25 protein-coding genes are annotated in these 24,668 nt (G+C 64.7%); 16 read left to right on the plus strand and 9 right to left on the minus strand.

Going from position 1 to position 24,668, the window contains the following annotated elements; translation table 11 throughout:
• The first annotated feature begins 344 nt into the window (after positions 1-344).
• Positions 345-1,373, plus strand: coding sequence for a uroporphyrinogen decarboxylase (gene hemE, locus VSX77_RS07625; RefSeq protein ID WP_338427041.1), 1,029 nt, complete (start codon positions 345-347; stop codon positions 1,371-1,373).
• A 1-nt stretch (position 1,374) separates the two neighbouring features.
• Entirely contained in the window at positions 1,375-1,824 is a 450-nt protein-coding gene (locus VSX77_RS07630) for a CopD family protein (RefSeq protein WP_338427042.1), read from the plus strand.
• Positions 1,825-2,053: 229 nt separating this feature from the next.
• Here VSX77_RS07630 and VSX77_RS07635 read toward each other — a convergent pair whose 3' ends face one another.
• Complete coding sequence (locus tag VSX77_RS07635) at positions 2,054-2,410, minus strand: hypothetical protein (RefSeq protein ID WP_338427043.1); 357 nt, start codon at positions 2,408-2,410, stop codon at positions 2,054-2,056.
• Positions 2,411-2,545: 135 nt separating this feature from the next.
• Here VSX77_RS07635 and rho point away from each other — a divergent pair, with 135 nt between their 5' ends.
• Together rho and VSX77_RS07645 are read left to right on the plus strand one after the other, a co-directional pair.
• Positions 2,546-3,802, plus strand: a complete 1,257-nt coding sequence (rho, locus tag VSX77_RS07640; RefSeq protein WP_338427044.1) for a transcription termination factor Rho — start codon at positions 2,546-2,548, stop codon at positions 3,800-3,802.
• A 22-nt stretch (positions 3,803-3,824) separates the two neighbouring features.
• The gene (locus tag VSX77_RS07645; protein WP_338427045.1) at positions 3,825-4,547 is read left to right on the plus strand and encodes a TerC family protein; all 723 of its coding nucleotides are present in this window, start codon (positions 3,825-3,827) and stop codon (positions 4,545-4,547) included.
• Between the two features lie 58 nt (positions 4,548-4,605).
• On the opposite strand, the gene VSX77_RS07650 is transcribed toward VSX77_RS07645, so the two are convergent.
• Positions 4,606-4,773: a YegP family protein gene (locus VSX77_RS07650; protein WP_338427046.1), complete on the minus strand. Its 168-nt coding sequence runs from the start codon at positions 4,771-4,773 to the stop codon at positions 4,606-4,608.
• 176 nt (positions 4,774-4,949) lie between these two features.
• On the opposite strand from VSX77_RS07650, the gene VSX77_RS07655 reads away from it, so the two are divergent.
• Together VSX77_RS07655 and VSX77_RS07660 are read left to right on the plus strand one after the other, a co-directional pair.
• Positions 4,950-5,420: a MerR family transcriptional regulator gene (locus tag VSX77_RS07655; protein WP_338427047.1), complete on the plus strand. Its 471-nt coding sequence runs from the start codon at positions 4,950-4,952 to the stop codon at positions 5,418-5,420.
• 46 nt (positions 5,421-5,466) lie between these two features.
• Entirely contained in the window at positions 5,467-5,853 is a 387-nt protein-coding gene (locus tag VSX77_RS07660) for a DUF1489 family protein (protein WP_338427048.1), read from the plus strand.
• Here VSX77_RS07660 and VSX77_RS07665 read toward each other — a convergent pair.
• Positions 5,850-6,248 carry a nuclear transport factor 2 family protein gene (locus VSX77_RS07665; RefSeq protein WP_338427049.1) on the minus strand — a complete coding sequence of 133 codons (399 nt, stop codon included), beginning with the start codon at positions 6,246-6,248 and terminating at the stop codon, positions 5,850-5,852. The genes VSX77_RS07660 and VSX77_RS07665 overlap by 4 nt on opposite strands.
• Positions 6,245-6,943, minus strand: a complete 699-nt coding sequence (locus VSX77_RS07670; protein ID WP_338427050.1) for a dienelactone hydrolase family protein — start codon at positions 6,941-6,943, stop codon at positions 6,245-6,247. Before VSX77_RS07670 ends, VSX77_RS07665 begins: the two co-directional genes overlap by 4 nt.
• A gap of 105 nt (positions 6,944-7,048) precedes the next feature.
• On the opposite strand from VSX77_RS07670, the gene VSX77_RS07675 reads away from it, so the two are divergent.
• The 6 genes from VSX77_RS07675 (at position 7,049) to VSX77_RS07700 (ending at position 13,596) form a co-directional block, all read left to right on the plus strand.
• Entirely contained in the window at positions 7,049-7,342 is a 294-nt protein-coding gene (locus VSX77_RS07675; RefSeq protein ID WP_338427051.1) for a DUF6489 family protein, read from the plus strand.
• Positions 7,343-7,365: 23 nt separating this feature from the next.
• Positions 7,366-8,670 carry a tRNA uridine-5-carboxymethylaminomethyl(34) synthesis GTPase MnmE gene (gene mnmE / locus VSX77_RS07680; protein ID WP_422397311.1) on the plus strand — a complete coding sequence of 435 codons (1,305 nt, stop codon included), beginning with the start codon at positions 7,366-7,368 and terminating at the stop codon, positions 8,668-8,670.
• A 75-nt stretch (positions 8,671-8,745) separates the two neighbouring features.
• On the plus strand, positions 8,746-10,617 hold the full coding sequence (mnmG, locus tag VSX77_RS07685; RefSeq protein WP_338427053.1) for a tRNA uridine-5-carboxymethylaminomethyl(34) synthesis enzyme MnmG: 1,872 nt from the start codon (positions 8,746-8,748) through the stop codon (positions 10,615-10,617).
• Between the two features lie 604 nt (positions 10,618-11,221).
• On the plus strand, positions 11,222-11,860 hold the full coding sequence (gene rsmG / locus VSX77_RS07690) for a 16S rRNA (guanine(527)-N(7))-methyltransferase RsmG (RefSeq protein ID WP_338427054.1): 639 nt from the start codon (positions 11,222-11,224) through the stop codon (positions 11,858-11,860).
• Complete coding sequence (locus VSX77_RS07695) at positions 11,857-12,639, plus strand: ParA family protein (protein WP_338427055.1); 783 nt, start codon at positions 11,857-11,859, stop codon at positions 12,637-12,639. The genes rsmG and VSX77_RS07695 overlap by 4 nt, the downstream gene beginning before the upstream one ends.
• Complete coding sequence (locus VSX77_RS07700) at positions 12,640-13,596, plus strand: ParB/RepB/Spo0J family partition protein (RefSeq protein ID WP_338427056.1); 957 nt, start codon at positions 12,640-12,642, stop codon at positions 13,594-13,596.
• Positions 13,597-13,619: 23 nt separating this feature from the next.
• On the opposite strand, the gene VSX77_RS07705 is transcribed toward VSX77_RS07700, so the two are convergent.
• The gene (locus tag VSX77_RS07705; RefSeq protein ID WP_338427057.1) at positions 13,620-15,389 is read right to left on the minus strand and encodes a tetratricopeptide repeat protein; all 1,770 of its coding nucleotides are present in this window, start codon (positions 15,387-15,389) and stop codon (positions 13,620-13,622) included.
• 175 nt (positions 15,390-15,564) lie between these two features.
• On the opposite strand from VSX77_RS07705, the gene VSX77_RS07710 reads away from it, so the two are divergent.
• Genes VSX77_RS07710 through VSX77_RS07720 form a run of 3 tightly spaced genes read left to right on the plus strand, consistent with a single transcriptional unit; the run spans position 15,565 to position 19,381 of the window.
• On the plus strand, positions 15,565-17,091 hold the full coding sequence (locus tag VSX77_RS07710; RefSeq protein WP_338427235.1) for an NAD(P)/FAD-dependent oxidoreductase: 1,527 nt from the start codon (positions 15,565-15,567) through the stop codon (positions 17,089-17,091).
• Positions 17,092-17,114: 23 nt separating this feature from the next.
• Positions 17,115-17,546 carry a GtrA family protein gene (locus VSX77_RS07715; RefSeq protein ID WP_338427058.1) on the plus strand — a complete coding sequence of 144 codons (432 nt, stop codon included), beginning with the start codon at positions 17,115-17,117 and terminating at the stop codon, positions 17,544-17,546.
• Positions 17,543-19,381, plus strand: coding sequence for a hypothetical protein (locus VSX77_RS07720; RefSeq protein ID WP_338427059.1), 1,839 nt, complete (start codon positions 17,543-17,545; stop codon positions 19,379-19,381). Before VSX77_RS07715 ends, VSX77_RS07720 begins: the two co-directional genes overlap by 4 nt.
• A 7-nt stretch (positions 19,382-19,388) precedes the next feature.
• Here VSX77_RS07720 and msrB read toward each other — a convergent pair whose 3' ends face one another.
• From msrB to VSX77_RS07740, 4 genes are all read right to left on the minus strand, one after another.
• Positions 19,389-19,874, minus strand: a complete 486-nt coding sequence (gene msrB, locus VSX77_RS07725; RefSeq protein ID WP_422397296.1) for a peptide-methionine (R)-S-oxide reductase MsrB — start codon at positions 19,872-19,874, stop codon at positions 19,389-19,391.
• A gap of 55 nt (positions 19,875-19,929) precedes the next feature.
• The gene (locus tag VSX77_RS07730) at positions 19,930-21,189 is read right to left on the minus strand and encodes a cytochrome P450 (protein ID WP_338427060.1); all 1,260 of its coding nucleotides are present in this window, start codon (positions 21,187-21,189) and stop codon (positions 19,930-19,932) included.
• Positions 21,190-21,284: 95 nt separating this feature from the next.
• On the minus strand, positions 21,285-22,538 hold the full coding sequence (locus tag VSX77_RS07735) for an ABC transporter permease (protein WP_338427061.1): 1,254 nt from the start codon (positions 22,536-22,538) through the stop codon (positions 21,285-21,287).
• Complete coding sequence (locus VSX77_RS07740) at positions 22,535-23,491, minus strand: ABC transporter ATP-binding protein (protein ID WP_338427062.1); 957 nt, start codon at positions 23,489-23,491, stop codon at positions 22,535-22,537. Before VSX77_RS07740 ends, VSX77_RS07735 begins: the two co-directional genes overlap by 4 nt.
• 67 nt (positions 23,492-23,558) lie before the next feature.
• On the opposite strand from VSX77_RS07740, the gene queG reads away from it, so the two are divergent.
• Positions 23,559-24,623: a tRNA epoxyqueuosine(34) reductase QueG gene (gene queG / locus VSX77_RS07745; RefSeq protein ID WP_338427063.1), complete on the plus strand. Its 1,065-nt coding sequence runs from the start codon at positions 23,559-23,561 to the stop codon at positions 24,621-24,623.
• Positions 24,624-24,668 lie beyond the last annotated feature (45 nt).

Raw genomic sequence — 24,668 nt, forward strand, 5'->3', positions numbered from 1 at the left:
GGCGCAGCGGAAAAAAAGGCAATAGGTCCGCAACCTCTCCAGCATCTCGGGGACGACCACAGAGCCTGTGGATAAGTTTGGCAAAAGCGTCGGGATGATTTCGGCACGCGCAATTCATCCCCCGCCGCGCCGATTCCGCTCCCGTGCTTATCCACATGGGATGAATCTTATCCACATGCTGTGAATTAGGGGGAAAGCGGCCGACGACTCTGCGGACGATGGCAACTGACGGCGAGTCAAGCTGTTGGCAAAGTGGGCGCCCCGGCCTAAAGCCGCCTTGTCCGCCGACCTACAAACCACCACAATATTATTAAATATTATATGATGAGAGAAAGAGGGGCCGCGTGAAGGCGTCACCGAAGAACCTCCTCGCGGCGCTGCGCGGGGTGCGACACGAGCGGCCCCCGCTCTGGCTCATGCGGCAGGCGGGTCGTTATCTTCCCGAATATCGCGCCCTTCGCGAGACCAAGGGCGGTTTCCTCGAACTATGCTACGATCCCGAAGCCGCGGCTGAAGTCACTTTGCAACCCATCCGGCGTTTCGGGTTCGACGGTTCGATTCTCTTTTCGGACATTCTTGTGATCCCGCACGCGCTCGGCCAGCATCTGTGGTTCGAGGCGGGCGAAGGTCCGCGACTGGCGCCGCCGCTCGTCGACAGCGCCTTGACGTCCCTCGAAGCCGCGCCGCAGCGGCTCGACCCGGTCTATGCGACCGTCGCGCGCGTCGCAGCGTCGCTGCCATCCGAAACGACCTTTCTCGGCTTTGCGGGAAGCCCGTGGACCGTCGCCACCTATATGGTCGCGGGGCAGGGATCGAAGGACCAGGCGGCGGCGCGGCGTATGGCCTATGGCGATCCCGCGGCGTTCCAGGCGATCATCGATGCGATCGTCGATTTGACCGTCACCTATTTATCCGGCCAGATCGAACATGGCGTCGATGCGGTGCAGCTTTTCGACAGCTGGGCGGGCAGCCTCAGCCCGGCGCAGTTCGAACAATGGGTGATCGCCCCCAACGCCGAGATCGTCCGCCGTCTCAAGGCGCTGCACCCCGACACGCCGATCATCGGCTTTCCGAAGGGCGCGGGGGGCAAGCTTCGCGCCTATGCCGACGAAACCCGCGTCGATGCGATCGGCCTCGACGAAACGGTCGATCCCGCCTGGGCCGATGCCGCCTTGCCGCCACATCTTCCAGTACAGGGCAATCTCGACCCGCTCGCGCTCGTCGCAGGCGGGTCCGCACTCGACGCCGCCATCGACCGCATCCTTGCAGCATTCCCGGTGCGTCCCCATATCTTCAACCTGGGCCACGGGATCGTTCCCGACACCCCGATCGCCCATGTCGAACATCTGATCAAACGCGTTCGCGGCGGATAATATGGCAGACTGGGCAGGATTTTTGGGGGCGACGATGCTTTGGGTCAAAGCCGCGCATATTATTTTCGTGATCTTTCTGATGGCCGGCCTTTTCATGATGCCACGCTTCTTCGTCTATCACCAGCAGGCCGCGGTCGGGTCCGACGAAGACAAGAAATGGATCGAGCGCGAGGACCGGCTGCGGCGGATCATTTTGAACCCGTCGTTGACCATCGTCTGGATTCTTGGGCTGACGCTTGCCTTCAACGGCAATTATTGGGGCGAGACCTGGTTCATCGCCAAATTCATCCTCGTATTCGCGCTGTCGGGCTATCACGGCTGGTTGATCGGTTATTTCAAGAAGCTCCGTCAGGGCGAGCGGCCGCTCACCGAAAAGCAGCTGCGGATGCTCAACGAGGTTCCCGGCGTCGCCGCGGCGATCATCGTCATCCTCGCGGTCGTCCGGCCCTGAACGGCTTGGCGGATTGGCCGCTGGCGAGCGTTAGCGGACATAGTATCCTCCCTGTGGCGCAGCCATGGGGAGGTGGCAGCGCGAAGCGCTGACGGAGGGGCTATGGCGCTGACGTTTCAGCCCCTCCACCACCGCCTGCGGCGGCGGTCCCCCTCCCCATCGCTACGCGACAGGGAGGATTTAACATCCGCTCACCACCCCAAACCGGGCGCCCAAAGAAGACGCTGTCCTACATGGTCTGACTGTGCCACCCTTTGGTCTCTGCTCTTTCAAAATGCCGATTAACGCCGTCGCTACGGCGCGTGAGGATGTGGACAATGATCGAGCGCAACCGGTCGGGCGACAGTGGCAAATCGCCGGCGCGCAAGGCTGACCTTTCCTGACCTTTGGAAGGATTGGCGATCGCAAACCCGTCCAGCATAGCCGCAGAAGGTAAGCTGCGCACCACTGCGGCCCCGCCGACAAAGGAGACAGATTTGATCCGTACATCCGTATCTTTTGTCGCTTTCGCGACCGTCCCGGCCCCATCCCCGCCTGTCGCAGCCGCGATTGACTTGGCGTGCGGCGGGTTATAGGGGCCGGTCAATCCCGCATTCCAAGCGGGAGGCGCGGCCTCCGCGCCGAAGCTATCGTGAACGGTCGTCCCCCGGCCGGATAGGCACCCGATGGTGCGACGAATTTAAGTCCGATTATCTCCCGACTATTGACCCGGAATCCATCCATGCATCTGAAAGAACTCAAAACAAAATCGCCCGCACAACTCGTCGAAATGGCCGAGGAGCTGGGCGTCGAGGGCGCATCGACGCTGCGCAAGCAGGATCTGATGTTCTCGATCCTGAAAGAACTTGCCGAAGAGGGCGAGGAGATCATCGGGTCCGGAACGATCGAGGTTCTGCCCGACAGCTTCGGTTTCCTGCGCTCGTCCGAGGCGAATTATCTTGCCGGTCCCGACGACATTTATGTCTCGCCGAACCAGGTCCGCAAATATGGCCTGCGTACCGGCGACACGGTCGAGGGCGAGATTCGCGCGCCGCGCGACGGCGAACGCTATTTCGCGCTGACCAGGCTGATCAGTGTCAATTTTGACGATCCCGATGTCGTGCGCCACCGCGTCAATTTCGACAATCTGACGCCGCTCTATCCAAACCAGAAACTCTCGCTCGACACCGTCGATCCGACGGTCAAGGACAAGTCGGCGCGCGTGATTGACCTCGTGAGTCCGCAGGGCAAAGGCCAGCGCGCGCTGATCGTCGCGCCGCCGCGCACCGGCAAGACGGTGCTGCTGCAGAATATCGCCAAGGCGATCACCGACAATCATCCGGAGGTTTATCTTATCGTGCTGCTCGTCGACGAGCGGCCTGAGGAAGTCACCGACATGCAGCGCAGCGTGAAGGGCGAGGTTGTCTCCTCGACCTTCGACGAACCCGCGACGCGTCACGTCCAGGTCGCCGAAATGGTGATCGAAAAGGCCAAGCGTCTCGTCGAGCACAAGAAGGATGTCGTCATCCTGCTCGATTCGATCACGCGCCTCGGGCGTGCCTACAACACCGTTGTTCCGTCGTCGGGCAAAGTGCTGACCGGCGGTGTCGATGCCAATGCGCTCCAGCGTCCGAAGCGCTTTTTCGGCGCCGCGCGCAATATCGAGGAAGGCGGCTCGCTGTCGATTATCGCCACCGCGCTGATCGATACCGGCAGCCGGATGGATGAAGTGATCTTCGAAGAGTTCAAGGGCACGGGTAACAGCGAAATCGTCCTCGACCGCAAGGTCGCCGACAAGCGCATCTTCCCGTCGCTCGACGTCGGCAAGTCGGGCACCCGCAAGGAAGAGTTGCTCGTCGAGAAAGACAAGCTGTCGAAAATGTGGGTGCTGCGCCGCATCCTCATGCAGATGGGCACCGTTGATGCGATGGAATTCCTGCTCGACAAGATCAAGGATTCGAAGACCAATGAAGATTTCTTCGACTCGATGAACCAATAAGCATAGGGCGGGTTAAGCGATCATGCTGGACATATTGATGCAGGCCGGCGCGCACGCCGGCGGATTTGGCGGACCCGCGGGCATGTGGGACGCGATCGTTCACGATTTTTCGAACATCACGCAGCCCGCGGCTTTCGCAGCCTTCCTGCAGGTGCTGATGATCGACATCGTGCTCGCGGGCGACAACGCGATCGTCGTGGGTGCGCTTGCCGCGGGGCTTCCCGCCGATCAGCGCCGCAAGGTGATCCTGATCGGCGTGCTCGCCGCGCTGGTGCTGCGTATCGCCTTCGCCCTTGTCGTGACGCAGCTGATGCAGATCGTCGGGCTGATCTTTATCGGCGGACTGTTGCTCGTCTGGGTGGCATGGAAGATGTGGCGCGAGCTGCGTGACGGCGCGCATTCGGCGGGTTCGCCGGAGATTGCAGGCGACGAGCATTCGGGTCTGAAACCCGCGAAGAGCTTTGCTGCTGCGGCGTGGGCCGTGGCCGTCGCCGACGTCAGCATGAGCCTTGACAATGTGCTCGCGGTCGCAGGCGCGGCGCGCGACCATCCCGGCATCCTGATCGTAGGCCTGATCTTTGCGGTCGCGCTAATGGGGATCGCGGCGAACATCATCGCCAAATATATCGAGCGTTATCGTTGGATCGCATACATCGGCCTTGCGGTGATCGTCTATGTCGCGGTCAAGATGATCTACGAAGGCTGGATCGACCCCAGCGTCGGCCTCGGCACACTTTTCGGCTGAATGCAAAAAGGGGCGGGTTGATATAGCCCGCCCCTTCATTGTAGGCTGCAAGCGCTCGCTAGAGCTTGCGGACCGGTGTTGCACTGGTCGTGCCTTTCACGAGATTGATCGCGTGGTCGCAGTCGGTCTCATTCCAGTAAGACTCGCCCGATGCGACGATCTCGTGATTGGCGGCTTTCAGGCGCCAACGCCATTGGCCACCCTGTGTGTATTTCTCAAAGTACATGGATTTTTCTCCTTTCTAGTCGCGCCTAAAAACTGTGCGGTAGCGACGAGGTAGAAGCTCGCACACTATATCATGTGTCACAAACAGAAAATGACCACAATTTATTGATCTTCTTTACGAAGAGAGCGCTTTTTGTTGATTTTACTGCGAATATATTACAAGTTCTGAGCAGAACTATGATTATTGAAGATCATGATGCTCGAAATGCTGCGCGGCTTGCCGGCCTAAGGTCGGTGGCAATGATCGACTATCTAGAACGATCAGGCGTTTTTTTTCCGACAAGGAAGAGAGAGAAAAACAGAGGAAAAAGAAGAAGATATACGTTTAGAGACGTGCTCGTTTTAAAAACAATCGCTGTTCTTCTAAGTAACGGTGCATCGGTAGCAAACCTAAAACACGCGCTTGAAGGACTACAACGTATTAAATGGAACGCTGACGAGACTGTCTTGGAAGACAGCGCCGGAGCGTTACGGCATTTAGTTGTCAGCTCTCAAAGAATATATTTTGCGAGGAGTAGGGATGAGCTGCTCGATTTGGCAGCAGGCGGCCAACTATCGTTTTCATTTTTGATAGATCTCGATTCTATCCATCGAGAACTTTCTCAGTCTTGGCGCCAGGGGAATCTCAGCTTGGCCCAAAGCGGTTGAATTTCTGGGACTAAGCTCCATCTGGCGTGGGATGTCCGAGCTTCATATGACCCGCGTCGCCGTCGGCTGTTCCGACTATCCGGCGCTGGAGGCGCGTATCGCCACCTATGCGAGGGATGGCGAGATCCGCTTCACGACGCGTTTCAAGCCCAAGCGCGCCGACGAGCTGATCGGTGGCCGGCTGCATTTCATTGTCAAACATATGCTCGTCGCGCGCGTGCAAATCCTGCGTTTCGACGATCGCAGTGACGGGAGGATCGATATCGTCTGCGTTGCCAACCTCGAGCGCGTGCACCCGCAGCCCAAGCGCGCGCATCAGGGGTGGCGCTATCTGGCCGAAGCCGATGCGCCCAGAGGGCTTGACGAAACAAGCGGCGTCGGCGACCTGCCGCCCGAACTCTATCGCGAACTCGCCGAACTCAGCCTGATCTAGCCCGCCTGCGCTGCGAGCATCGCCGCCATTTTTTCCCAGACCTTGTTGATGGCCTTGAGCGGTCGCACCATTACCTTGAAATCGCTGATTTTTCCTTCATCATTCCAGCGGATAATGTCGACGCCGTTGACCTGGATTCCGTCGAGCTCGGTCTGAAATTCGAGGACTGCTTGATCGCCATCGACGATTTCGCGCAAATAGCGGAAATGCTCCCCGCCAAGCACATGGCTTGCCGCGTGGAGATAGGCGAAGACCTTGTCGGCGCCTTCCTGCGGTGTGTGGACGACGGGCGAGTGAAATACGGCATCGTCGGCGAGCAAACTCCGCAAACGCTGCGGGTCGCCACCGTCCGCCATATAGGCGTGCCACGCGGCGAGTCCGGGATGCGCGCTCATGCCAGATGCTCGGCGAAAAAGGCCCGGGTGCGGCCATCGGCAAGCCTGGCGCCTTCGTCGTTGCGACGATTGCCCATCGTTGCCGCAAAGCCATGATCGAGGCCGGAATAATCGTGGAGCGTCACCTTCGGATGCGAATCGAGCCCTTCGTGAATCCGCTTCTGCGCTTCATGGTCGACCAGATGATCCTCGGTCGGGATGTGGAGCATCAGCGGATTGGCGATCGCGTGGCTTTCGTTCAGCATCTGGTCGATCATCACGCCATAATAGCCGACCGACGCATCGACGTCGGTGCGCGCCGCCGCCATATAGGCAAGGCGGCCGCCAAGGCAGAAGCCGACGCAGCCAACCTTGCTGGCCCCCTGGCTGTGGAGCCAGCGGATCGCCGCTTCGATATCCTTCACTCCGTCGTTGGCGTCATATTGACCGAAATAGCCGAACGCTTCCTGGAGTTCGGTCTCGACGTCGGGATTGAGTTCGACTCCGGGCGCGAAGCGCCAGAAAATATCGGGGGCGATCGCCAGATAGCCTTCGGCTGCCCAATCGTCGCATTTCTGTCGAATGCCCGCGTTCACGCCGAAGATTTCCGGGATGACGATGATCGCGCGCGAACTGTCGGCGTCGGGGCGTGCGACATAGGCGGGTATTACGTCCGTCCCGTCGAGCGCGGGGATGGTTATGTTCGTCGCGGGCATGGCGGGAGCTCTCCTGACTCTTGCTTCTTGGCAATGAAAGCGCAAAGCTAGCGGTGCCGCGGTCATGGCTCAAGCGGCATAGCATCAGCGGGGCGGAGACAGGCGATGAAATTCAATATCGAGATCGATTGCACCCCCGAAGAGGCGCGGCGGTTGTTCGGCCTTCCTGACCTTGAGCCGCTCCACGATATTTATCTCGATCGCGTCAAGGAGCTGATGGCAAAGGGCATCACGCCCGAGATGGTGCAGGCGATGGTCAAGACCTGGGTGCCGATGGGTGAGAGCGGATTGGGGCTCGTCCAGTCGCTGCTCGGCCAATTCGGCGGCGGGCTGATGGGCGGGGCATCGAGGAGCAGCGATGCGACCGACGACAAACCGGCCAAAGGGCGCAAAAGCTGATCCAGGCGCCTGCAAGCGATACGATTTTCGCGCTGTCGAGCGGGATGCCGCCCGCGGCGATTGCGGTCGTGCGGATAAGCGGGGCCCAGGCTGCGAAGGTGTTGCAGGTGCTGGCTGGACGATTGCCCGCGCCCCGCCATGCTTCATTCGCCCGGCTGAGGGATGCCAGGGGCGGGGTGCTCGATCATGCGCTGATCCTGTGGTTCCCTGGACCAGCGACAGCGACCGGCGACGACCTTGTCGAACTGCACCTGCACGGCGGGCGGGCGGTTGTCGCGGCGGTCGAAGCGGCGCTGGCGGCGATGCCGGGACTACGGCGCGCCGTACCGGGCGAATTTACGCGGCGCGCGTTCGAAAATGGACGGATCGATCTGGCCGAGGCCGAGGGGCTGGCGGACCTGCTCGCCGCCGAAACCGAAAGCCAGCGGGTGCAGGCGCTTGGCCTCGCGAGCGGGCATGTGTCGCGTATGGTGGCGGCGTGGCAGGAGCGGCTACTCGCGCTGATGGCGGCGGCCGAGGCCGAACTCAATTTCGCGGATGAGGATGACGTCGAAGTTGGCGAAGGTGTCGCGCAGCGCGTGTCGGGGGGGATGGCGGCGCTGGCGGGAGAGCTCGGCGAGTGGCTGGCGCGGCCCGCGGCGGAGGTGATTGCCGAGGGGTTGTCGGTGGTGATCGCAGGGCCGCCGAACGCAGGTAAATCCACTCTTATCAATGCTTTAGCGCAGAGGGAGCTGGCGATCGTGTCGCCGGTCGCGGGGACGACGCGCGATGTGATCGAAACGCCGCTGGCGCTGGACGGGATTGCGATGCGCTTTTCGGATACTGCCGGCCTGCGCGGCGAAAGTGCCGATACGATCGAAATGATCGGAATCGATCGTGCGAAGGCGGCGGTGGAGGGCGCGGACCTCCTGTTGTGGCTGGGCGCGCCGAAGGAGGCGCCCGAGCATCCTCGCACGATCCTGATCGCCGCACAGGCCGACCGCTGGCGCGGCGACGCCGCGGCCGAAGCCGAGGCCGCGCGTTGCGATCTTATATTGTCCGCCGCCACGGGGGAGGGGATGGACCGGTTGCACAGCATGATCGTCGAGATGGCGCGAACCTTATTGCCGCGCGAGGGCGAAGCCACGCTCCGGCAGCGACAGCGCGATGCGCTCGACGAGGCAAAGGGGTGGCTGGAGGTTGAGACGGGATCGCGCGAGGCGGGCGATCTGATCCTGCTTGCCGAACGGCTGCGGCTTGCCGCAACGGCGCTGGACCGTATCACCGGGCGCGCGGGCGTTGAAGATATGCTCGACACGCTGTTCGGGCGCTTCTGCATCGGCAAATGACGTTCCACGTGAAACATCCTCCCGTCGCGCCGCGGTGGATTTACCAAAGGCTTTGCGCTATGCGCGCCGCCGATCATGAATAGCAGCAGCACAACTTTCGATGTCATCGTCGTCGGCGGTGGCCATGCCGGGACCGAGGCCGCCGCGGCCGCGGCGCGGCTCGGCGCGCGGGTGGCGCTGGTCAGTTTCGATCCGGCGTTGATCGGCACGATGTCGTGCAACCCGGCGATTGGAGGGCTGGGCAAAGGCCATCTGATGCGCGAGGTCGATGCGCTCGACGGGTGGATGGCGCGCGCGGCCGATGCCGCGGCGATCCATTACCGGATGCTCAACGCGTCGAAGGGTGCGGCGGTGCAGGGGCCGCGCATCCAGGCCGATCGGAAGCTGTACCGCGACGCGATCCAAACTTTGCTCGCCGCCGAAGACGCTATCATCGTCGTTGCGGGCGAAGCGGCCGGCCTGCGCCTGTCGAGCGAAGGACAGATCGAGGGACTCGATCTGGCTGACGGCACCGCGCTGACCGCGCGCGCGGTGGTACTCGCGACGGGCACCTTCCTTGGCGGGCGGCTGTTTCGCGGCGAGGAACGCATGGCGGGCGGGCGCATCGGCGAGGCGGGCGCGCACCGGCTTGCCGGGCAGCTTCGCGGCGCCGACCTGCCGATGGCACGGCTCAAGACGGGCACGCCGCCGCGACTCGACGGGCGAACGATCGACTGGGCGCGGCTGAGTGAGCAGCCGTCGGATAGCGCCGAGGGCGCCAACTGGACCTGTTCCACGTGGAACAATGAACGGACGGTTCCCCAGATTTTCTGCGCGATCACGCGTACAAACGCCGAATCGCACCGGATCATCGCCGACAATCTGCACCGCTCGCCGCTGTTCACCGGCGCAATCGGCGCAGCGGGACCGCGCTATTGCCCGTCGATCGAGGACAAGATCCACCGCTTTGCCGACCGCGACGGGCATCAGGTGTTTCTCGAGCCAGAGGGGCTCGATACGCATCTTGTCTATCCCAACGGCATTTCGACGTCGCTGCCCGCCGATGTCCAGCTGGCAATGCTGCGCACGATGGAGGGGCTCGAAGCGGTTGAAATGGTCGTTCCTGGCTATGCCGTCGAATATGATCATATCGACCCGCGCGCGCTCGACCGGACATTGCAAGTGCGCGCGATGCCTGGTCTTTATTGCGCAGGGCAGATCAACGGGACGACGGGATATGAGGAAGCGGCGGCGCAAGGGCTCGTCGCGGGCGCCAACGCCGCGCTGGCGGTGCAGGGGCGCGAGCCGCTGATCCTCGATCGCAGCCTGTCCTATATCGGGGTGATGGTCGACGATCTGGTGCTGCAGGGGGTGAGCGAGCCGTACCGGATGCTCACCGCGCGCGCCGAATATCGCCTGCGGCTGCGCGCCGACAATGCTGCGACGCGGCTGACGCCGAAGGGGATCGCGCTGGGGCTGGTGCGACCCGCGACTGCGGCGTTGTTCGCCGCGCGGATGGACGAGCGCGCGCGCGCCGAGGCGCTGCTCGAAGTGCCGGTGACAACCGCCGATTATGCGGCGATCGGCCTGCCGCTGCCCGGCGACGGGATCGCGCGGCGGCGAATCGACCTGTTGCGCTTCCCCGATATGGCGATCGAGCGGCTGACTATATTGGCGCCCGAGTTGTGCGCCATCGACGCAGCGATTCTCGCCGAGGTCGTCGAAGATGCGCATTATGCGCCCTATATCGCGCGGCACGAGGCCGAGCTCCGCGCGCTGGCGGCAAATGAAGCGATCCTCCTCGACCCCGCGCTTGATTATGCGGCGATAGGCGGCCTGTCGCGCGAAATGGTCGAGCGATTGAGCAAGGCGCGGCCCGAGACATTGGGGCAGGCGGCGCGGATCGATGGCGTGACTCCCGCGGCGCTGACTGCGATTATGGTTCATAGCCGGCGGCGGGCGGCTTGAAGCTGAGGCAATCGGGTTGGCGAAAGTGTAGGGTGGCAGCTTTGAGTGGGGAGCGGAAGTCTCAATAAACCGTCGCCCCCGCGAAGGCGGGGGCCGCCATCAATCTTTCCTGCGTCGCTGCGTAAACCGATAGCGGCCCCCGCCTTCGCGGGGGCGACGGCTAGTTTCGGTCGTTTCAGAGTCTTGCGATTTACGATCCTCCCTGTCGCGTCGCGATGGGGAGGGGGACCGCCGCCGTAGGCGGTGGTGGAGGGGCCGCGACGTCGGCGTCCTAGCCCCTCCGTCAGCGCTTCGCGCTGCCACCTCCCCATCGCTGCGCGACAGGGAGGAAAAAATATCCGCTTCCGGTGGCGGTTGCGACTGTTCTTCCCAGACTCCTCCCAGGAACCATTTCTTCAGCGCAACCCAACGTCCGGAGGAGTTCGAAGTAAAGCGGCTCTGTTTCGAGATGTTCGTTCGGCGCCACCTGCTTCTTCTTTGCGCCTTTGCGCGAGGCTTTCAAAATCTCGCGCAAAGGCGCAAAGGCACGAAGAGGAAGCCGTTCCGCTTTGGTGAAATGACAAAATAGAATGGGCGTTTGGTGAGTTTCGACAGCGGCTTATTGATGAGCGAAGATGAGGCACGCGCCTGGATTGAGGCTGCGTTTTCCCCGACGTCGGCGCAATGGACAAAGCTTGAACGCTTCGTCGCGATGCTTATCGCCGAAAATGCGCAGCAGAATCTGATCGCGGCGTCGACGATTCCGGCGATCTGGGTGCGGCATATCGCTGACAGCGCGCAGCTGTTGGCGCTTGATTCCGAAGGCGAAGGGCTTTGGATCGACCTTGGAAGTGGGCCGGGGTTGCCGGGGCTGGTCGTCGCGATTCTGGCCGAGCGGCCGATGCTGCTCGTCGAATCGCGGCGGCGGCGGTGTGATTTCCTGCGCGCGGTCGCGGCCGAGCTGGGGCTGGATCACGTCGAGGTTGCCGAAGCGCCGCTCGAGCGCGTCGCGACGCGCCGCGCCGCGACGATCAGCGCGCGCGCCTTTGCTCCGCTCGATCGGTTGATCGACTTATCCGCGCGTTTTTCCACCGAATCGACGCGTTGGCTGCTGCCAAAGGGCCGAAATGCCGTTAAGGAACTGGCGTTGCTGCCCGAGGCATGGCAGAGAATGTTCCACGTGGAACAGAGCCGCACCGACGCCGAAAGCGGCATCTTGGTCGGCACGGGGCGTATCGCGCCGAAAAAGCGAGGGAAAGCATGATCCGGATCGCGGTGGCAAACCAGAAGGGTGGGGTTGGAAAGACGACGACCGCGATCAATCTGGCCACCGCGCTCGCGGCGACGGGATGGCGCACGCTGATCATCGACCTCGATCCGCAAGGCAATGCGTCGACCGGCCTCGGCATCAAACAGTCGCAGCGCGAATATTCGAGTTACGAACTGCTGCGCGGCGACGCGGGAATCGCCGAATGTGCGATCCCGACCGCGGTGCCGCGGCTCGACATCATACCCGCGACGGTCGATCTGTCGGGCGCCGAGATCGAGCTGATCGAATATCAGGATCGGCTCAACCGGCTACAGCAAGCCTTGTCAGGCGCCGAAGCGGGGCAGTGGGACATCTGCCTGATCGATTGCCCGCCGTCGCTGGGAATGCTGACGCTGAACGCGCTGATCGCCGCCGAATCGCTGATCGTGCCGCTGCAATGCGAATTTTTCGCGCTCGAGGGGCTGAGCCAGCTACTGACGACGGTCGAGCGCGTGCGCGAGCGGTTCAACCAGAAACTGTCGATCCTTGGCGTCGCGCTGACGATGTTCGACCGGCGCAACCGGCTGACCGACCAGGTTTCCGACGATGTGCGCGAGGTGCTGGGGCCGGTGGTGTTCGACACGGTGATCCCGCGCAATGTCCGCCTGTCCGAAGCGCCGAGCCACGGGCTTCCCGCGCTGATCTATGACCATCGCTGCGCCGGGTCGGCGGCCTATATTGCGCTCGCGCGCGAGTTGATCGACCGGCTTCCGGCGATTCGCAAGGCGGCATAAATGACTGACAATAAAGAAGAAAAAAGTGGATCGTCGCCGCGTAAGCGTCCGTCGGGGCTGGGCCGCGGGTTGAACGCGCTGTTCGGCGACGCCGCGGTCGAGGCGCCGGTGCTCGCGACCCCCGGCGCGGCTGCGCGTGCTGCGCCGGTGTCGGGCGATTCGGTTCAGCATGTGCCGGTCGGATCGATCCGGCCGCTTCCCGGCCAGCCGCGGCGCCATTTCGACGAGGTCGCGATCACCGAGCTTGCCGATTCGATTGCCTTGCGCGGCTTGCTGCAACCGGTCATCGTGCGCCGATCGCCCGATGGTGACGGGTATCAGCTCGTCGCGGGCGAGCGTCGCTGGCGCGCGGCGCAGCGCGCGGGGCTGCACCAGATTCCGGCGCTGGTGCGCGAGCTTGACGATGCCGCGACCTATGAGATCGCGCTCGTCGAGAATATCCAGCGCCAGGATTTGAACGCGATCGAGGAAGCGGGCGCCTATCGCCGCCTGATCGACGATTTCGGGCATAATCAGGAGGCGCTGGCAAAGCTGGTCGGCAAGTCGCGCAGCCATGTCGCGAATCTGATGCGCCTGCTCGACCTGCCCGAGGCGGTGCAGGCGCTGGTCGGCGACGGATCGCTCGCGATGGGCCATGCCCGCGCGCTCATCGGCGCCGACGACGCCGAAGCGATCGCGCGGCGGGTGGTCAAGGAAGGCCTGTCGGTGCGCGCGGTCGAGGCGCTGGTGCGCGACGGGAAGGGCGGCGGGCGCAAGGCGCCGCTCGAATATAAAAGCATGGACGGCGTGGGCCGCGACCCCGACATCGTCGCGGTCGAACGCCATCTGTCCGAACTGCTCGGGATCGGCGTCGCGATCCAATATACGGGCGGAGGCAAGGGTGCGCTGACGCTGAAATTCGCGTCGCTCGACCAGCTCGACATGATCTGCCAGCGATTGTCGGGCGAGGGGATTTAGCGCCGGCGCCGGTTCAAACCGCGCTATAGCCGGTCCATGCGCAGCCAGCTTTTGCGGCCCAGCCATGCCTTGCCGAGCGCCTGCCGGGCGGCAGCCGCTTCGAGTTTCTTGCCTTGCGCGGCTTCGCTGCGGGCGAGGCCGTAGAGCGCCCAGCCGTTGTTTGGCGCCTGCGCGAGCGCAGCGCGGAAGGCTTCGCTCGCCTCGGCGGGACGACCGGCCCGGAACAGGACGCCGCCGAGCGACTGGCGCACCGGATAATACCAGTAGGTCGGCTCCTGATACGGAAGCGCGGCCTCGATCTCGATCGCCTGGCGATAGAAGCCGATCGCTTCCTCATAGCGGCGCTGATGCGCGGCGAAGCGGCCGCGCGCGACGAATTCGGCGAGCCGGACAAGATCGGGGCCGGGAACACCCTGCGCGACCATATCGGCGAAGGCGTCCGACGTGCGGAGGCTTTGCATCGCGGCGAGTTCGCGGTCGAAGCCGGCGCGGTCGCCGCGCTGCGCCTGCGCCACCGCGCGGGCATAGTGGCGCATCGCGGTGGGGTAGGGCAGGCGCGCGTCGGGGGCGGGCATCGCGAGGATTGCCTTGGGATCGGCAAATTGGGCCATCGCGAAATAGGGCGCCGCGTCGATCGACTGGATCCAGGCGATACGCGCCGAGGTCGCGGGGTCGAGCACCGCGCCAAGCCGTTTCGCCTCGCGCACCGCGGTCGTCATGTCGCCCGCCATCTGCGCCGAGGTGACGATGAAATGGATATTGTGCGGATAATAGCCGTAGCGGACGAGCCCCTGGTCGCCTGCGCCAAGAATATAGGCCTCGTCGGCGCGCGCCGCGGCGATGTTGACGCGAATCGAATCGGCGTGGCGGCCGCGCAACTGGTAGATGTGGCCGGGCATATGGACGAGATGCGCGGCGCTGGGCGCGCGCGGATCGGCGAGGCGGTCGGCGGCGGCCTCGGCGCGTGCCGGATCGACCGATTCCATCAGGTGGATATAGAGATGATTGGCCTGGACATGCGCTGGATTGCGCGCGAGCACCGTCTCGACCAGCCGCACCGCCTCGCCGCTGCGCCCAATCGGGGTTTTTTTGTCGCCCTGCCAATAATTCCATGGGCTGGCGTTCATCGCCGCTTCGGCGGCGAGCACGGCGACATCGTCGTCGCCGGGGAAGCGGCGCGCAACGTTCAGCATCGCGTCGGCATAGGCGGCGTCGAGCGCGGCGCGGTCGGCGGCGGGGTCGCGCGAATAGCGCAGGGCCACCGCCTCGATCAGCGCGCGCTCGACCGGGCTCGCGGCCCCGCGCAGCGCCATCGCGCGGTCCATCGCATTCAGTGCGGCCTCGCGGTCGCGGTCGTCCATGGGCGCGTTGATGTTCGGGCCCAGCGCGAGCGCCTCGCCCCACCAGCACGACGCGCAGCCGGGCTCGCGGCGCTGCGCCTCGCGGAACGAGCGCACGGCGCCAGCGTGGTTGAAGCCGTAAGTTAGGAGCAGCCCCTGGCTGAAAAAGGCGCGCGCCTGCGCGTCTTGCGCCGAGACGGGAAAGGGGGAGGCGGTGAGGTCGGAGTAGAGCGGGATGGTGCCGCCCGCGCCCGCCGGGGCGGCGTGGGCACTGGCGATCAGCAACTGGCTCGCGAGGGCGGTGCCCGCGCGGCGGGCGCCGCAAAAGGCCTTTGCCAGACGCGTGGGATCAAGCGCGTCAAGCGCCGCGGTGGAAAAGACTGGCTCGGCGGGCAGGCTGGCGAGCGCAAAGCCCATGGCGGCAGCGGCGGCGGCTTTGAAACTGTGGTGCATCGCAACCCTCCCCAAGGTGCGGAACGACCCGGACAGCCTATCATAAAAAGGGCGCGCTCCCAAGCCGAGGCGACGATCGGCTGAAAGGCGGACAGTATTAACCCTTATTTATCCATATTTGCGCACAGCGGACGGCGAGCAATTTTTTGCCTGTGGGGAGTCCGAAATGCCGAACATGTCCGGTTCGAAGAACCGTTCGACCAGCGCCGATGTCGCGATCATCGGTGCGGGGCCGGCCGGGCTGACCGCAGCCTATCTGCTGACCAGAGAGGGCTATTCGGTCACGGTGATCGAAAAGGATCCGACCTATGTCGGCGGGATCAGCCGCACGGTGGAGCATGAGGGCTTTCGGTTCGACATCGGCGGGCACCGCTTTTTCTCGAAGAGCCGCGAAGTCGTCGACCTGTGGACCGAGATTTTGCCCGACGACTTCATCGAGCGTCCGCGGATGAGCCGCATCTATTATGAGGGCAAATTCTACAGCTATCCGCTGCGCGCGTTCGAGGCGCTGTGGAACCTCGGCGTCGTGCGTTCGACTTTGTGCATGATGAGCTATGCCAAGGCGAAGCTGCTGCCGAAGAAAAAGGTGCGCAGTTTCGAGGACTGGACGATCAACCAGTTCGGGCGGAAGCTTTATTCGATCTTTTTCAAGACCTACACCGAGAAGGTGTGGGGGATGCCGTGCGACGAAATGTCGGCCGACTGGGCGGCGCAGCGCATCAAGGGGCTGTCGCTCGGCGGCGCGGTGATCGATGGGTTGAAACGCAGCCTGGGGCTCAACAAGAAGCCCAACGACGGCATGGCGACCAAGACGTTGCTCGAAACCTTCCGCTATCCGCGGCTCGGCCCCGGCATGATGTGGGACGCCGCGCGCGACAAGATCGTGGCGGGCGGCAATCATGTATTGATGGGTCACAGCTTCAAACAGCTGACGCAGGATCAGGTGAGCGGCCGCTGGCGGCTGACCGCCAACGGCCCCGATGGGGATGTCGTGATCGACGCGGGCCATGTCATCAGCTCGGCGCCGATGCGCGAGCTCGCGGCGCGCATTCATCCGCTGCCCGCGTGCGCGCTCACCGCAGCACCGAAGCTCAATTACCGCGACTTCCTGACCGTCGCGCTCAAGATCCGGTCGGCAGATCTGTTCCCCGACAACTGGATTTATATCCACGACAGCCAGGTGCAGGTCGGCCGTGTGCAGAATTTCCGCAGCTGGTCGCCCGAAATGGTTCCCGACCCCGACCTTGCGTGCGTCGGCCTCGAATATTTCTGTTTCGAGGGCGACGGCCTCTGGGCGTCGAGCGACGACGAGCTGGTGGCGCTCGCGACGAAGGAAATGGCGATCCTTGGTCTGTGTAACCCCGACGATGTGGTCGGCGGCGCAGTGGTGCGGCAGGAAAAGGCCTATCCCGTCTATGATGATGATTATGCCGCGCATGTCGAGACGATGCGGTCCGAACTGGAGGCGCGCTATCCGACGCTGCACATGGTCGGGCGCAACGGGATGCACCGCTATAACAACCAGGATCATGCGATGATGACCGCGATGCTGACCGTGCGCAACATCGTCGCCGGCGAAAAACGCTATGACATCTGGGGCGTCAACGAAGACGCCGAATATCATGAAAGCGGCACCGAGGGCGAGCAGGCCGCGCTCGCGTCGGTGCGCGATGTGCCGGCGCGCGTCGCCAAGGCCGCCTGAGCTTTAGGCGGGGGAGAAGCGCGATGCAGCCCGCGCTCAAACTGATCGAATCGATACGCCGCGGCGAGCTCCGCTGGCTCAACTATCTGCTCGCGAGCGCGCTGGCGCTCGGCAGCGATGCCGGACTGTTCCTGTTGCTGCTCGACGCGGGGCTCGCGCCGGTGCCGGCGTCGGCAACGGGCTACTGCGCCGGCATCCTCGTCCACTGGTTGATTTCGAGCCGCCTCGTATTCGCCGACGGCGCCGCCGCGCGCGGCACGGGTGAGCGGCATCGGCAGAAGCTGCTGTTCGTCGGATCGGCCGTCGTCGGGCTGGCGGTCACGACCGCGATCGTCGGCGGCGGCAGTGCGCTGGGGCTTGACCCCCGCCTTGCCAAGCTCGCGGCGATCGTCGTCAGTTTTCAGACCACCTATCTGCTCCGCCGTCATATCGTCTTCCGGGCCGCCGCGGTATGAGTGAGCCCGCTCCGCCCGCGCCGGGCGTCATCTCGCGCGGCGCCTGGTTCAACCCGGCGCGTATCGCGCTGATCGTCTGGGGCCTGCTGAGCCTGGTGGCGATTGTCACCCACTGGCAGGCAATCGGCGCGCTCACCCTTCGCGATACCGACGATGCAATGCGCATGGCGCAGGTGCGCGATCTGCTCGCCGGGCAGGGTTGGTGGGACCTGACCCAATATCGCGTCAATCCGGCAGGCGGCGGCGTGCTGATGCACTGGTCGCGCCTCGTCGATGCGCCGCTGGCGGCGGGTATCCTGCTGCTCGAACCCCTGTTCGGGCAGGCGATGGCCGAGAGGATCGTGATGACGGCGTGGCCGCTGCTGCTCGGTGCAGCGCTGAGCGTCGCCTGCGCGCTCGGCTATCGTAACCTGTCGGACCGCCGCATCGCCTATGTCGTGCCGCTGTTCCTGATCATGTCGGGCTATATTATCGTCCAGTTCCGCCCCTTGCGCGTCGATCACCATGGCTGGCAGATTTTGCTGGCGATGCTGGTGATGGCGCAGGCGCTGCGCCCCGCGTCATGGCAGGCAGGGCTGCTCGGCGGGCTGTTCGCCGCGGCGCTGCTCGCGGTATCGATCGAGGGGCTGCCGGTGGCGGCGCTGTTCGCGGGGCTTGCGGCGCTGCGCTGGGCGTTGCACGGCCGCGGCGACGATCGCGCGCGGCTGTGCGGTTATATGGGTGCGCTCGCCGGCGGCGCGATCCTGCTTCAGTTCGCAACGCGCGGGCCGATGGGCCTCGTCGGCACCTGGTGCGATTCGCTTTCGGCTCCCTATTTGGCGGCGTTCGTCGCGACGGCGGCCATCATATGCGCATCGGCGCGCGCCAACCCTGCCGCGTTATGGGCCCGCTTGGTTTTGCTCGCGCTGGCGGGTGCGGCCGCGACGGGCGCGCTGGTGTGGACCGAACCACAATGCGCGAAGGGCCCTTTTGCGACGCTTGACCCGATTGTGATCGAATATTGGTACCGAAACGTCCTTGAAGGCCAGCCGCTTTGGCGGGCGAGTCCGCACGACATGATTCATGTGCTCGTGCCGTCGCTCATCGGCCTTGCGGGTTCAATGCTGGCGTGGCGCCATTCGGATAATGCGGTCGACCGGCGGAACTGGGCGACGGTGATCGCTGCGCTGGTCGGCGCGGCCGCGCTATCGCTGCTCGTGTTTCGTAGCGTGTCGACCGCGCATCTTTTCGCGCTGCCCGGCTGCGCCTGGCTGGGCCTCCGCGCCTGGACATGGGCGCGGACGATCCGGGCGATGCTGCCGCGCATTCTCGCCTCGGCGATGGCGGCGCTCACGCTGCCGCTGATCGGCGGGATGACGGTGGCGGCGCTGCTCAGTCTGGTCGTCCCGGCGCTGCGGGCCGAAGAGGAAAGGGCGAAGGCCGAGGCGGCCGACGCCAATCGCTATCGCGCGAACTGCCTTGACCCCGCGGCGATCGCCGACCTCAACCGCCTGCCGCGCACAACGTTGCTGACCCCGATCGACCTGGGCGCGCCGCTCGTTTTCTGGACGCGGCACGGGCTGGTCGCGACGCCGCATCATCGCAACAAGGACGCGATGGCCGACACGATCCGCGCATTTGCGGGCGATCCCGCGCGCGCCGAGGCGCTGGTGCAGCGGCAGCAGGCGACGTTGATCGTTGCCTGTCGCACCGCCAACGACTTCACTAAATATCGCCGCGCGCGCCGGGATTCGCTAGCGGCGCAGCTTTATGCCAGGGCGCCGCCCGACTGGCTCGAGCCCGTACCGATCACGTCGCGGGCGGGGTTGGCGATATGGCGGGTAAAGCCCGACTGAGCCCGCGTCAGGCGGCGCGAAAACGCAGCGCCGCGCCGTTCATGCAATAACGCTTGCCCGTCGGTTTCGGCCCGTCGTTGAAGACATGGCCGAGGTGACCGCCGCAACGCCGACAATGCACTTCGGTGCGCGGATAGCCGAGGTCGTAATCGGTCGCGGTGCCGATCGCGCCCCTCAGCGGCGCCCAGAAACTTGGCCAGCCCGTGCCGCTGTCATATTTGGTTTTGCTCGAATAAAGCGGCAGTGCGCAGCCCGCACAGACGAACGTGCCGGCGCGCTTTTCCTTGTCGAGCGGACTGGTGAAGGCCCGCTCGGTCGCCGCTTCGCGCAGCACGCGATATTCGAGCGGCGACAGGCGCTTTTTCCATTCGGCTTCGGACAGGCGCCAGCCGGCTTCCGCCTTTGGCCGTGCCGATTTGGCGAACAGCATTGGCGCGGCGACGATGCCGCCGCCGAGTGCCAGTCCGCCGAGAAGATGACGTCGCGCAATCATATCGAGCCTCCTGCCCCCTTATATGGCGGAAACAGGCGCGCGGTTTCCGCCGCGGTCAATATTGTTCGAGTTCGACCGGCAGGTGGCGATAGCCGTGGACGAAACTCGCGTGGACGCGCTCGGGCTCGCCCACGACGTTGACGCGCAGGCGGCGCTTCTGCATTTCCGAAATCAGCGTGGTGAGCTGAAGCTCGGCGACGCGCGCGCCGACGCAGCGGTGGATGCCGTAACCGAAGGCGAGGTGGCGGCGCGCATTCTCGCGGTCCACGATGATGCGGTCGCCGTCGGGAAAGACGCTTTCGTCGCGGTTTGCCGACGCATACCAAAGCGCGATCTTGTCGCGCTTCTTGATCTGGTGGCCGAACAGCTCGGTATCCTCCATGGCGGTGCGGCGCATATGCGCGAGCGGAGTCTGCCAGCGGATGATCTCGTGCATCGCATTGACCGCAAGTTCGGGATCGTGATTCGCCTCGAGCTTGGCGCGTTCTTCAGGGAAGCAGTGGAGGCCATAGGCATAGGCCGACATCGAATTGCGCGTCGTGTCGTTGCCGCCGACGATCAGCAGGATCAGATTCCCCATGAATTCATGCTCGCTCATATGCTTCATCGCATCGGATTGCAGCATGATCGAGATGAGGTCGTGCTTGCCGGGATTAAGCGCCTTGCGGTCCCACAGCTCCTTGAACGCGGCGCCCATTTCAAAGGCTTTGGCGGTGCGCGCCTGGCGCAGTTCGGTCGTGTCGAACGATTCGATGTCGCCCAGCGCGTCGGACCAGGCGGTGAGCCGGTGGCGTTCCTCCCACGGAAAGTCGAACAGGATCGCGAGCATGTCGGTGGTGAGCTCGATCGACACTTTTTCGACCCAGTCGAACGTCTGGCCGATGGGCAGCGTGTCGATCAGCGCCGCGGTGCGCGCGACCGTGTCGGCGCGCATCCGCTCAATCTCCGACGGGCCGAAGGCGGGGGCAACGGTGCGGCGCTGCGCGGTGTGCTGCGGCGGATCCATGGCGATGAACATCGGCATGGGAATTTCGCCCTCTTTCAGATGTTCGACGCCGTCGCCCGCGACGGTGATGCCGCCATATTCCCAGCTCGACGAGAAAATCTTGGGCAGCGCCTCGATATGCTGGATCGGCTTGTAGGTCGTTACCGACCAATAGGCGCCGAATTTCGATTCGGGACAGTAATAGATCGGCGATTCGGCGCGCAGCTGGCGCATCGGTCCCTGCCAGCGATCCTCGCTCCACAGCTCGGCGCGGCTGACATCGAGCGGATTGACGGCGGATTCGGGCGCGGGGCGAATTTGGGTGGCCACGGGGCATTTCCTCTCAAATGGCCGTCTCGGCGCGGCCGATTCAGTTGCAGAATGCCACTATTTACAGCTTTGTCAACGGGAGCGCGGCAATGGTGTCAGGCGCGTTTGCCGCGCGCCCAGAATTTCCAGTTGCCACCGCCGCTTAGCACGCCCGCGCGGAACAGCTGCACCGCGATCCAGATCACCAGCGCGACCCACAGCGCCTGCCAGCCGAGCGCGAGCAAGTGGACCGCCTTGTCGTCGTCGGTCGCGGCGCGCGCCGCCATCGCCAGCGGCGAGGAGAAGGGGAAGATCTGCGCAAAACGGGCAAGCCCGGTGTCGGGCGCGCTCGCCGCGGCGGCCGACAGGCTGAACATGCCGACCTGGAAAATGGTGATCGGCAGGCTGAGCATCTGAATCTCGCGAACCGTCGCCGCCTGCGCGCCGATGCCGAGGAAGACGGCGCCGAGCAGGAGGAAGGACGTGATGAAATAGGCAAAGCCGATGCCGAGGAAAAAGGGCCAGCCGGTCGCGGGGGTCGAGGCGAGCGCGCCCGCGGCCTGGCCCGCCTTGCCCGCCGCGGCGACGCTTGAGGGATCGGCTTGCACCGCGGCGACCAGCCCGGCACCCGTCGCCATGACCAGCCAGAAGGCGATGAACAGTACTGCGACGCCGAGGAAGCCGAGCAGCTTGCCGAGAAAGACGCTTTCGAGCGGCACCGCGGCGGCGAGAATCTCGATCACCTTGTTGCCTTTTTCTTCGGCGAGCGAACTGACCGTTTGCCCGGCGAGGAGCAGCGTCAGCAAGAAGATGACGAACACCGCACCGAAACCGAGCGATTGCTGCGCGGCGATGCTCGTCCCGCCGTTTTGCAGGCTTTCGAATCGCGGCTGGGCCGCAGCGACCGGCCCGGCGGCGCGGTCGCGCAACACCTCGCCCGCCAGGAGCGCCAGATAGCGGCCCGAACTGCCGTCGGCATTGCGCTCGACGATGCGCGGTGCCGCAAGCGGCCCGCTCATCACGGCATATGTATCGGCGCCCTTTTCGCGCGCGACGGTGCGCGGATCGGGCGCCGCCGGGCCGGCGAGGCGGATGTCGAGGAGCGGCGGCGCATCGGGTCCGCGGAATGTGTCGCGCAGACGGCGGTCGGCGGCGCGCAGCGCCTCGACATCGGCGGCATCGGCGATCACGACGATCCGCTCGGCGCCGCGGGCGCTGTCGGCAAGCTGCGACGCGCCCATGCCGCCCGCGAGCCCCATCGCGACCATGAACAGCGGCGCAAGCAGGAACAGAAGGAAGGTGGGGGTCGCGACGATCGCCAGAAAGTCGCGCCGCGCAACTACGAGGATATTGCGGAGGAACGGAATCATGCGCTGGCCTCCTCGATCGCGTCTTCGGTGGCGTCGGCTTCGAAGCCGGCGTCGACCTGCCGGACGATATGGACAAAGGCATCGTGCAGCGCGGGGCGGCTGATCGACAGGGTGCTGACGCCATGGCCGCTCGCGGTGATCCGCGCGAGCAGCGGTTCGACATCGCCGTCCTCGATCGCAAAATGCCAGGCGTCGCCGCGAAGCTCGGCCCCCGCGGGCAGGCTGGCGGCGATCGCGGCGGTGTCGCCCCGCTCGCGCGGCGTGTAGCGCACCTGCATCGGCAGCAGCGCGCGCGCTTCGTCGACGGTGCCTTCGAACCGCCGCGCCGACCGCGCGATGATCGCGATGCGGTCGCACAGCCGCTCGGCGTGCGCCATCACATGCGTCGAAAACAGGATCGTCGCGCCGCGCGCCTGTTCGCGCCGCACGATCATCTCCAGCCGCTCCTGATTGACGGGGTCGAGCCCCGAAAAGGGTTCGTCGAGGACGATGAGGTCGGGGGCGTGGACGATCGACCCGATCAGCTGGACCATCTGCGCCATGCCCTTCGACATCTTGCGGATCTTTTCGTCGATCACGCGCTCGAGCCCGAGTTCGGTCATGAACGTGGCGGCGCGGCGGCGACCCTCCGACCAGTCGAGCCCGCGCAGCGCGCCCATAAAGGCGATCGCCTCGCGCGCTTTCATGCCGGGATAAAGCCCGCGTTCCTCGGGCAGATAGCCGATGCGGCTGCGCACGCTTTGCGGTTTCAGCCCGCCGAGCAGGCGGCTCGTCCCTTCGTCGGGGTCGATGATGCCCAGCGTCATCCTGAGGCTGGTCGTCTTGCCCGCGCCATTGGGGCCGAGCACGCCATAGATGCTGCCCGCCGGCACCGCCAGGCTGACGTCATCGACCGCCTTGAAGTCGCCGAAATATTTGGTGAGGCCGGTCGCCTCGACGTTGAAATCGCTCAAACCCTCGCCCCCAATCGTCCGTCCAGCTAACTATGGCACGGCGCGGTGGCTCGCGTATAGAGCGCCAATGGTTGCCGAAGCCTTGCCTCCCCCCGAAGACCGATTGGAAACGCGCCTGGAGGCGGCCGCGCGCGCGCAGGGTTTCGTCGCCTTCGGCATCGCCGCCGCCGACGCCGCGCCGCAGACGGCCGCGCGTTTGCAGCAATGGCTGGCCGAGGGGCGGCACGGCGGCATGATCTGGATGGAAAACCGCGCCGAGCAACGCGGATCGCCGAGGGGACTTTGGCCCGAGGTGCGGTCGGTGATTGCCCTCGGTATGAGCTATGCCCCTTCGCTCGATCCGCTCGCGCTTGCCAATCAGGGCGATCGCGGCCGCATTTCGGTTTATGCGCAGGGCGCCGACTATCATGACGTCGTCAAAAAGGCGCTGAAGGCGACTGCGCGCTGGCTGGTCGCCGAGGCACCCGATTGCGCAGTGAAAGTGTTCGTCGACACCGCGCCGGTGATGGAAAAGCCGCTGGCGGCGGCGGCGGGGCTCGGCTGGCAGGGTAAGCACAGCAACCTCGTCAGCCGTGACCATGGGAGCTGGTTGTTCCTCGGCGCCATCTATACGACGCTCGATCTGACGCCCTCGGCGCCCGGCCGTGACCGCTGCGGCAGCTGTACGGCGTGCCAGGCGGCGTGCCCCACCGACGCCTTTCCCGCACCCTACCGGCTCGATGCGCGGCGCTGCATCTCCTATCTCACGATCGAGCATGATGGCCCCATTCCCGCCGAGTTCCGGCGGGCGATCGGTAATCGCATCTATGGCTGCGACGATTGCCTCGCCGTCTGTCCGTGGAACAAATTTGCTGATAGCGCCCACCGGCACCGCGCTTTCCTGCCGCGCGCCGAGCTGGCGGCGCCGTCGCTTGGCGATCTGCTCGCGCTCGACGATGCCGAGTTTCGACAGGTGTTCGCGGGGTCGCCGATCAAGCGGATCGGACGCGGACGCATGGTGCGCAACGCGGCGATCGCGGCAGGGAACAGCGGTAATGTGCGCTTTGTGCCCGCGCTCCAAAGGCTCGCGGACGATGAAACACCGATGGTCGCCGACGCCGCGCGCTGGGCGCTGGGCGAACTGGTGCCGTGACGTCGATTCATCCTCCCTGTCGCGCAGCGATGGGGAGGTGGCAGC

This window comes from Sphingopyxis sp. TUF1 (genome assembly GCF_036687315.1).
In the GTDB taxonomy this organism is placed as follows: domain Bacteria; phylum Pseudomonadota; class Alphaproteobacteria; order Sphingomonadales; family Sphingomonadaceae; genus Sphingopyxis; species Sphingopyxis kveilinensis.

Coding starts and splice junctions, on each gene's coding strand:
- VSX77_RS07735 (WP_338427061.1), bottom strand. CDS start 22,538: ATGATTCCGTTCCTCCGCAATATCCTCGTAGTTGCGCGGCGCGACTTT.
- VSX77_RS07700 (WP_338427056.1), top strand. CDS start 12,640: ATGACTGACAATAAAGAAGAAAAAAGTGGATCGTCGCCGCGTAAGCGT.
- mnmG (WP_338427053.1), top strand. CDS start 8,746: ATGAATAGCAGCAGCACAACTTTCGATGTCATCGTCGTCGGCGGTGGC.
- VSX77_RS07710 (WP_338427235.1), top strand. CDS start 15,565: ATGTCCGGTTCGAAGAACCGTTCGACCAGCGCCGATGTCGCGATCATC.
- rsmG (WP_338427054.1), top strand. CDS start 11,222: ATGAGCGAAGATGAGGCACGCGCCTGGATTGAGGCTGCGTTTTCCCCG.
- msrB (WP_422397296.1), bottom strand. CDS start 19,874: ATGATTGCGCGACGTCATCTTCTCGGCGGACTGGCACTCGGCGGCGGC.
- VSX77_RS07630 (WP_338427042.1), top strand. CDS start 1,375: ATGGCAGACTGGGCAGGATTTTTGGGGGCGACGATGCTTTGGGTCAAA.
- VSX77_RS07650 (WP_338427046.1), bottom strand. CDS start 4,773: ATGTACTTTGAGAAATACACACAGGGTGGCCAATGGCGTTGGCGCCTG.
- VSX77_RS07670 (WP_338427050.1), bottom strand. CDS start 6,943: ATGCCCGCGACGAACATAACCATCCCCGCGCTCGACGGGACGGACGTA.
- VSX77_RS07665 (WP_338427049.1), bottom strand. CDS start 6,248: ATGAGCGCGCATCCCGGACTCGCCGCGTGGCACGCCTATATGGCGGAC.
- queG (WP_338427063.1), top strand. CDS start 23,559: ATGGTTGCCGAAGCCTTGCCTCCCCCCGAAGACCGATTGGAAACGCGC.
- VSX77_RS07715 (WP_338427058.1), top strand. CDS start 17,115: ATGCAGCCCGCGCTCAAACTGATCGAATCGATACGCCGCGGCGAGCTC.
- VSX77_RS07675 (WP_338427051.1), top strand. CDS start 7,049: ATGAAATTCAATATCGAGATCGATTGCACCCCCGAAGAGGCGCGGCGG.
- VSX77_RS07720 (WP_338427059.1), top strand. CDS start 17,543: ATGAGTGAGCCCGCTCCGCCCGCGCCGGGCGTCATCTCGCGCGGCGCC.
- VSX77_RS07645 (WP_338427045.1), top strand. CDS start 3,825: ATGCTGGACATATTGATGCAGGCCGGCGCGCACGCCGGCGGATTTGGC.
- VSX77_RS07660 (WP_338427048.1), top strand. CDS start 5,467: ATGACCCGCGTCGCCGTCGGCTGTTCCGACTATCCGGCGCTGGAGGCG.
- VSX77_RS07655 (WP_338427047.1), top strand. CDS start 4,950: ATGATTATTGAAGATCATGATGCTCGAAATGCTGCGCGGCTTGCCGGC.
- VSX77_RS07695 (WP_338427055.1), top strand. CDS start 11,857: ATGATCCGGATCGCGGTGGCAAACCAGAAGGGTGGGGTTGGAAAGACG.
- rho (WP_338427044.1), top strand. CDS start 2,546: ATGCATCTGAAAGAACTCAAAACAAAATCGCCCGCACAACTCGTCGAA.
- VSX77_RS07705 (WP_338427057.1), bottom strand. CDS start 15,389: ATGCACCACAGTTTCAAAGCCGCCGCCGCTGCCGCCATGGGCTTTGCG.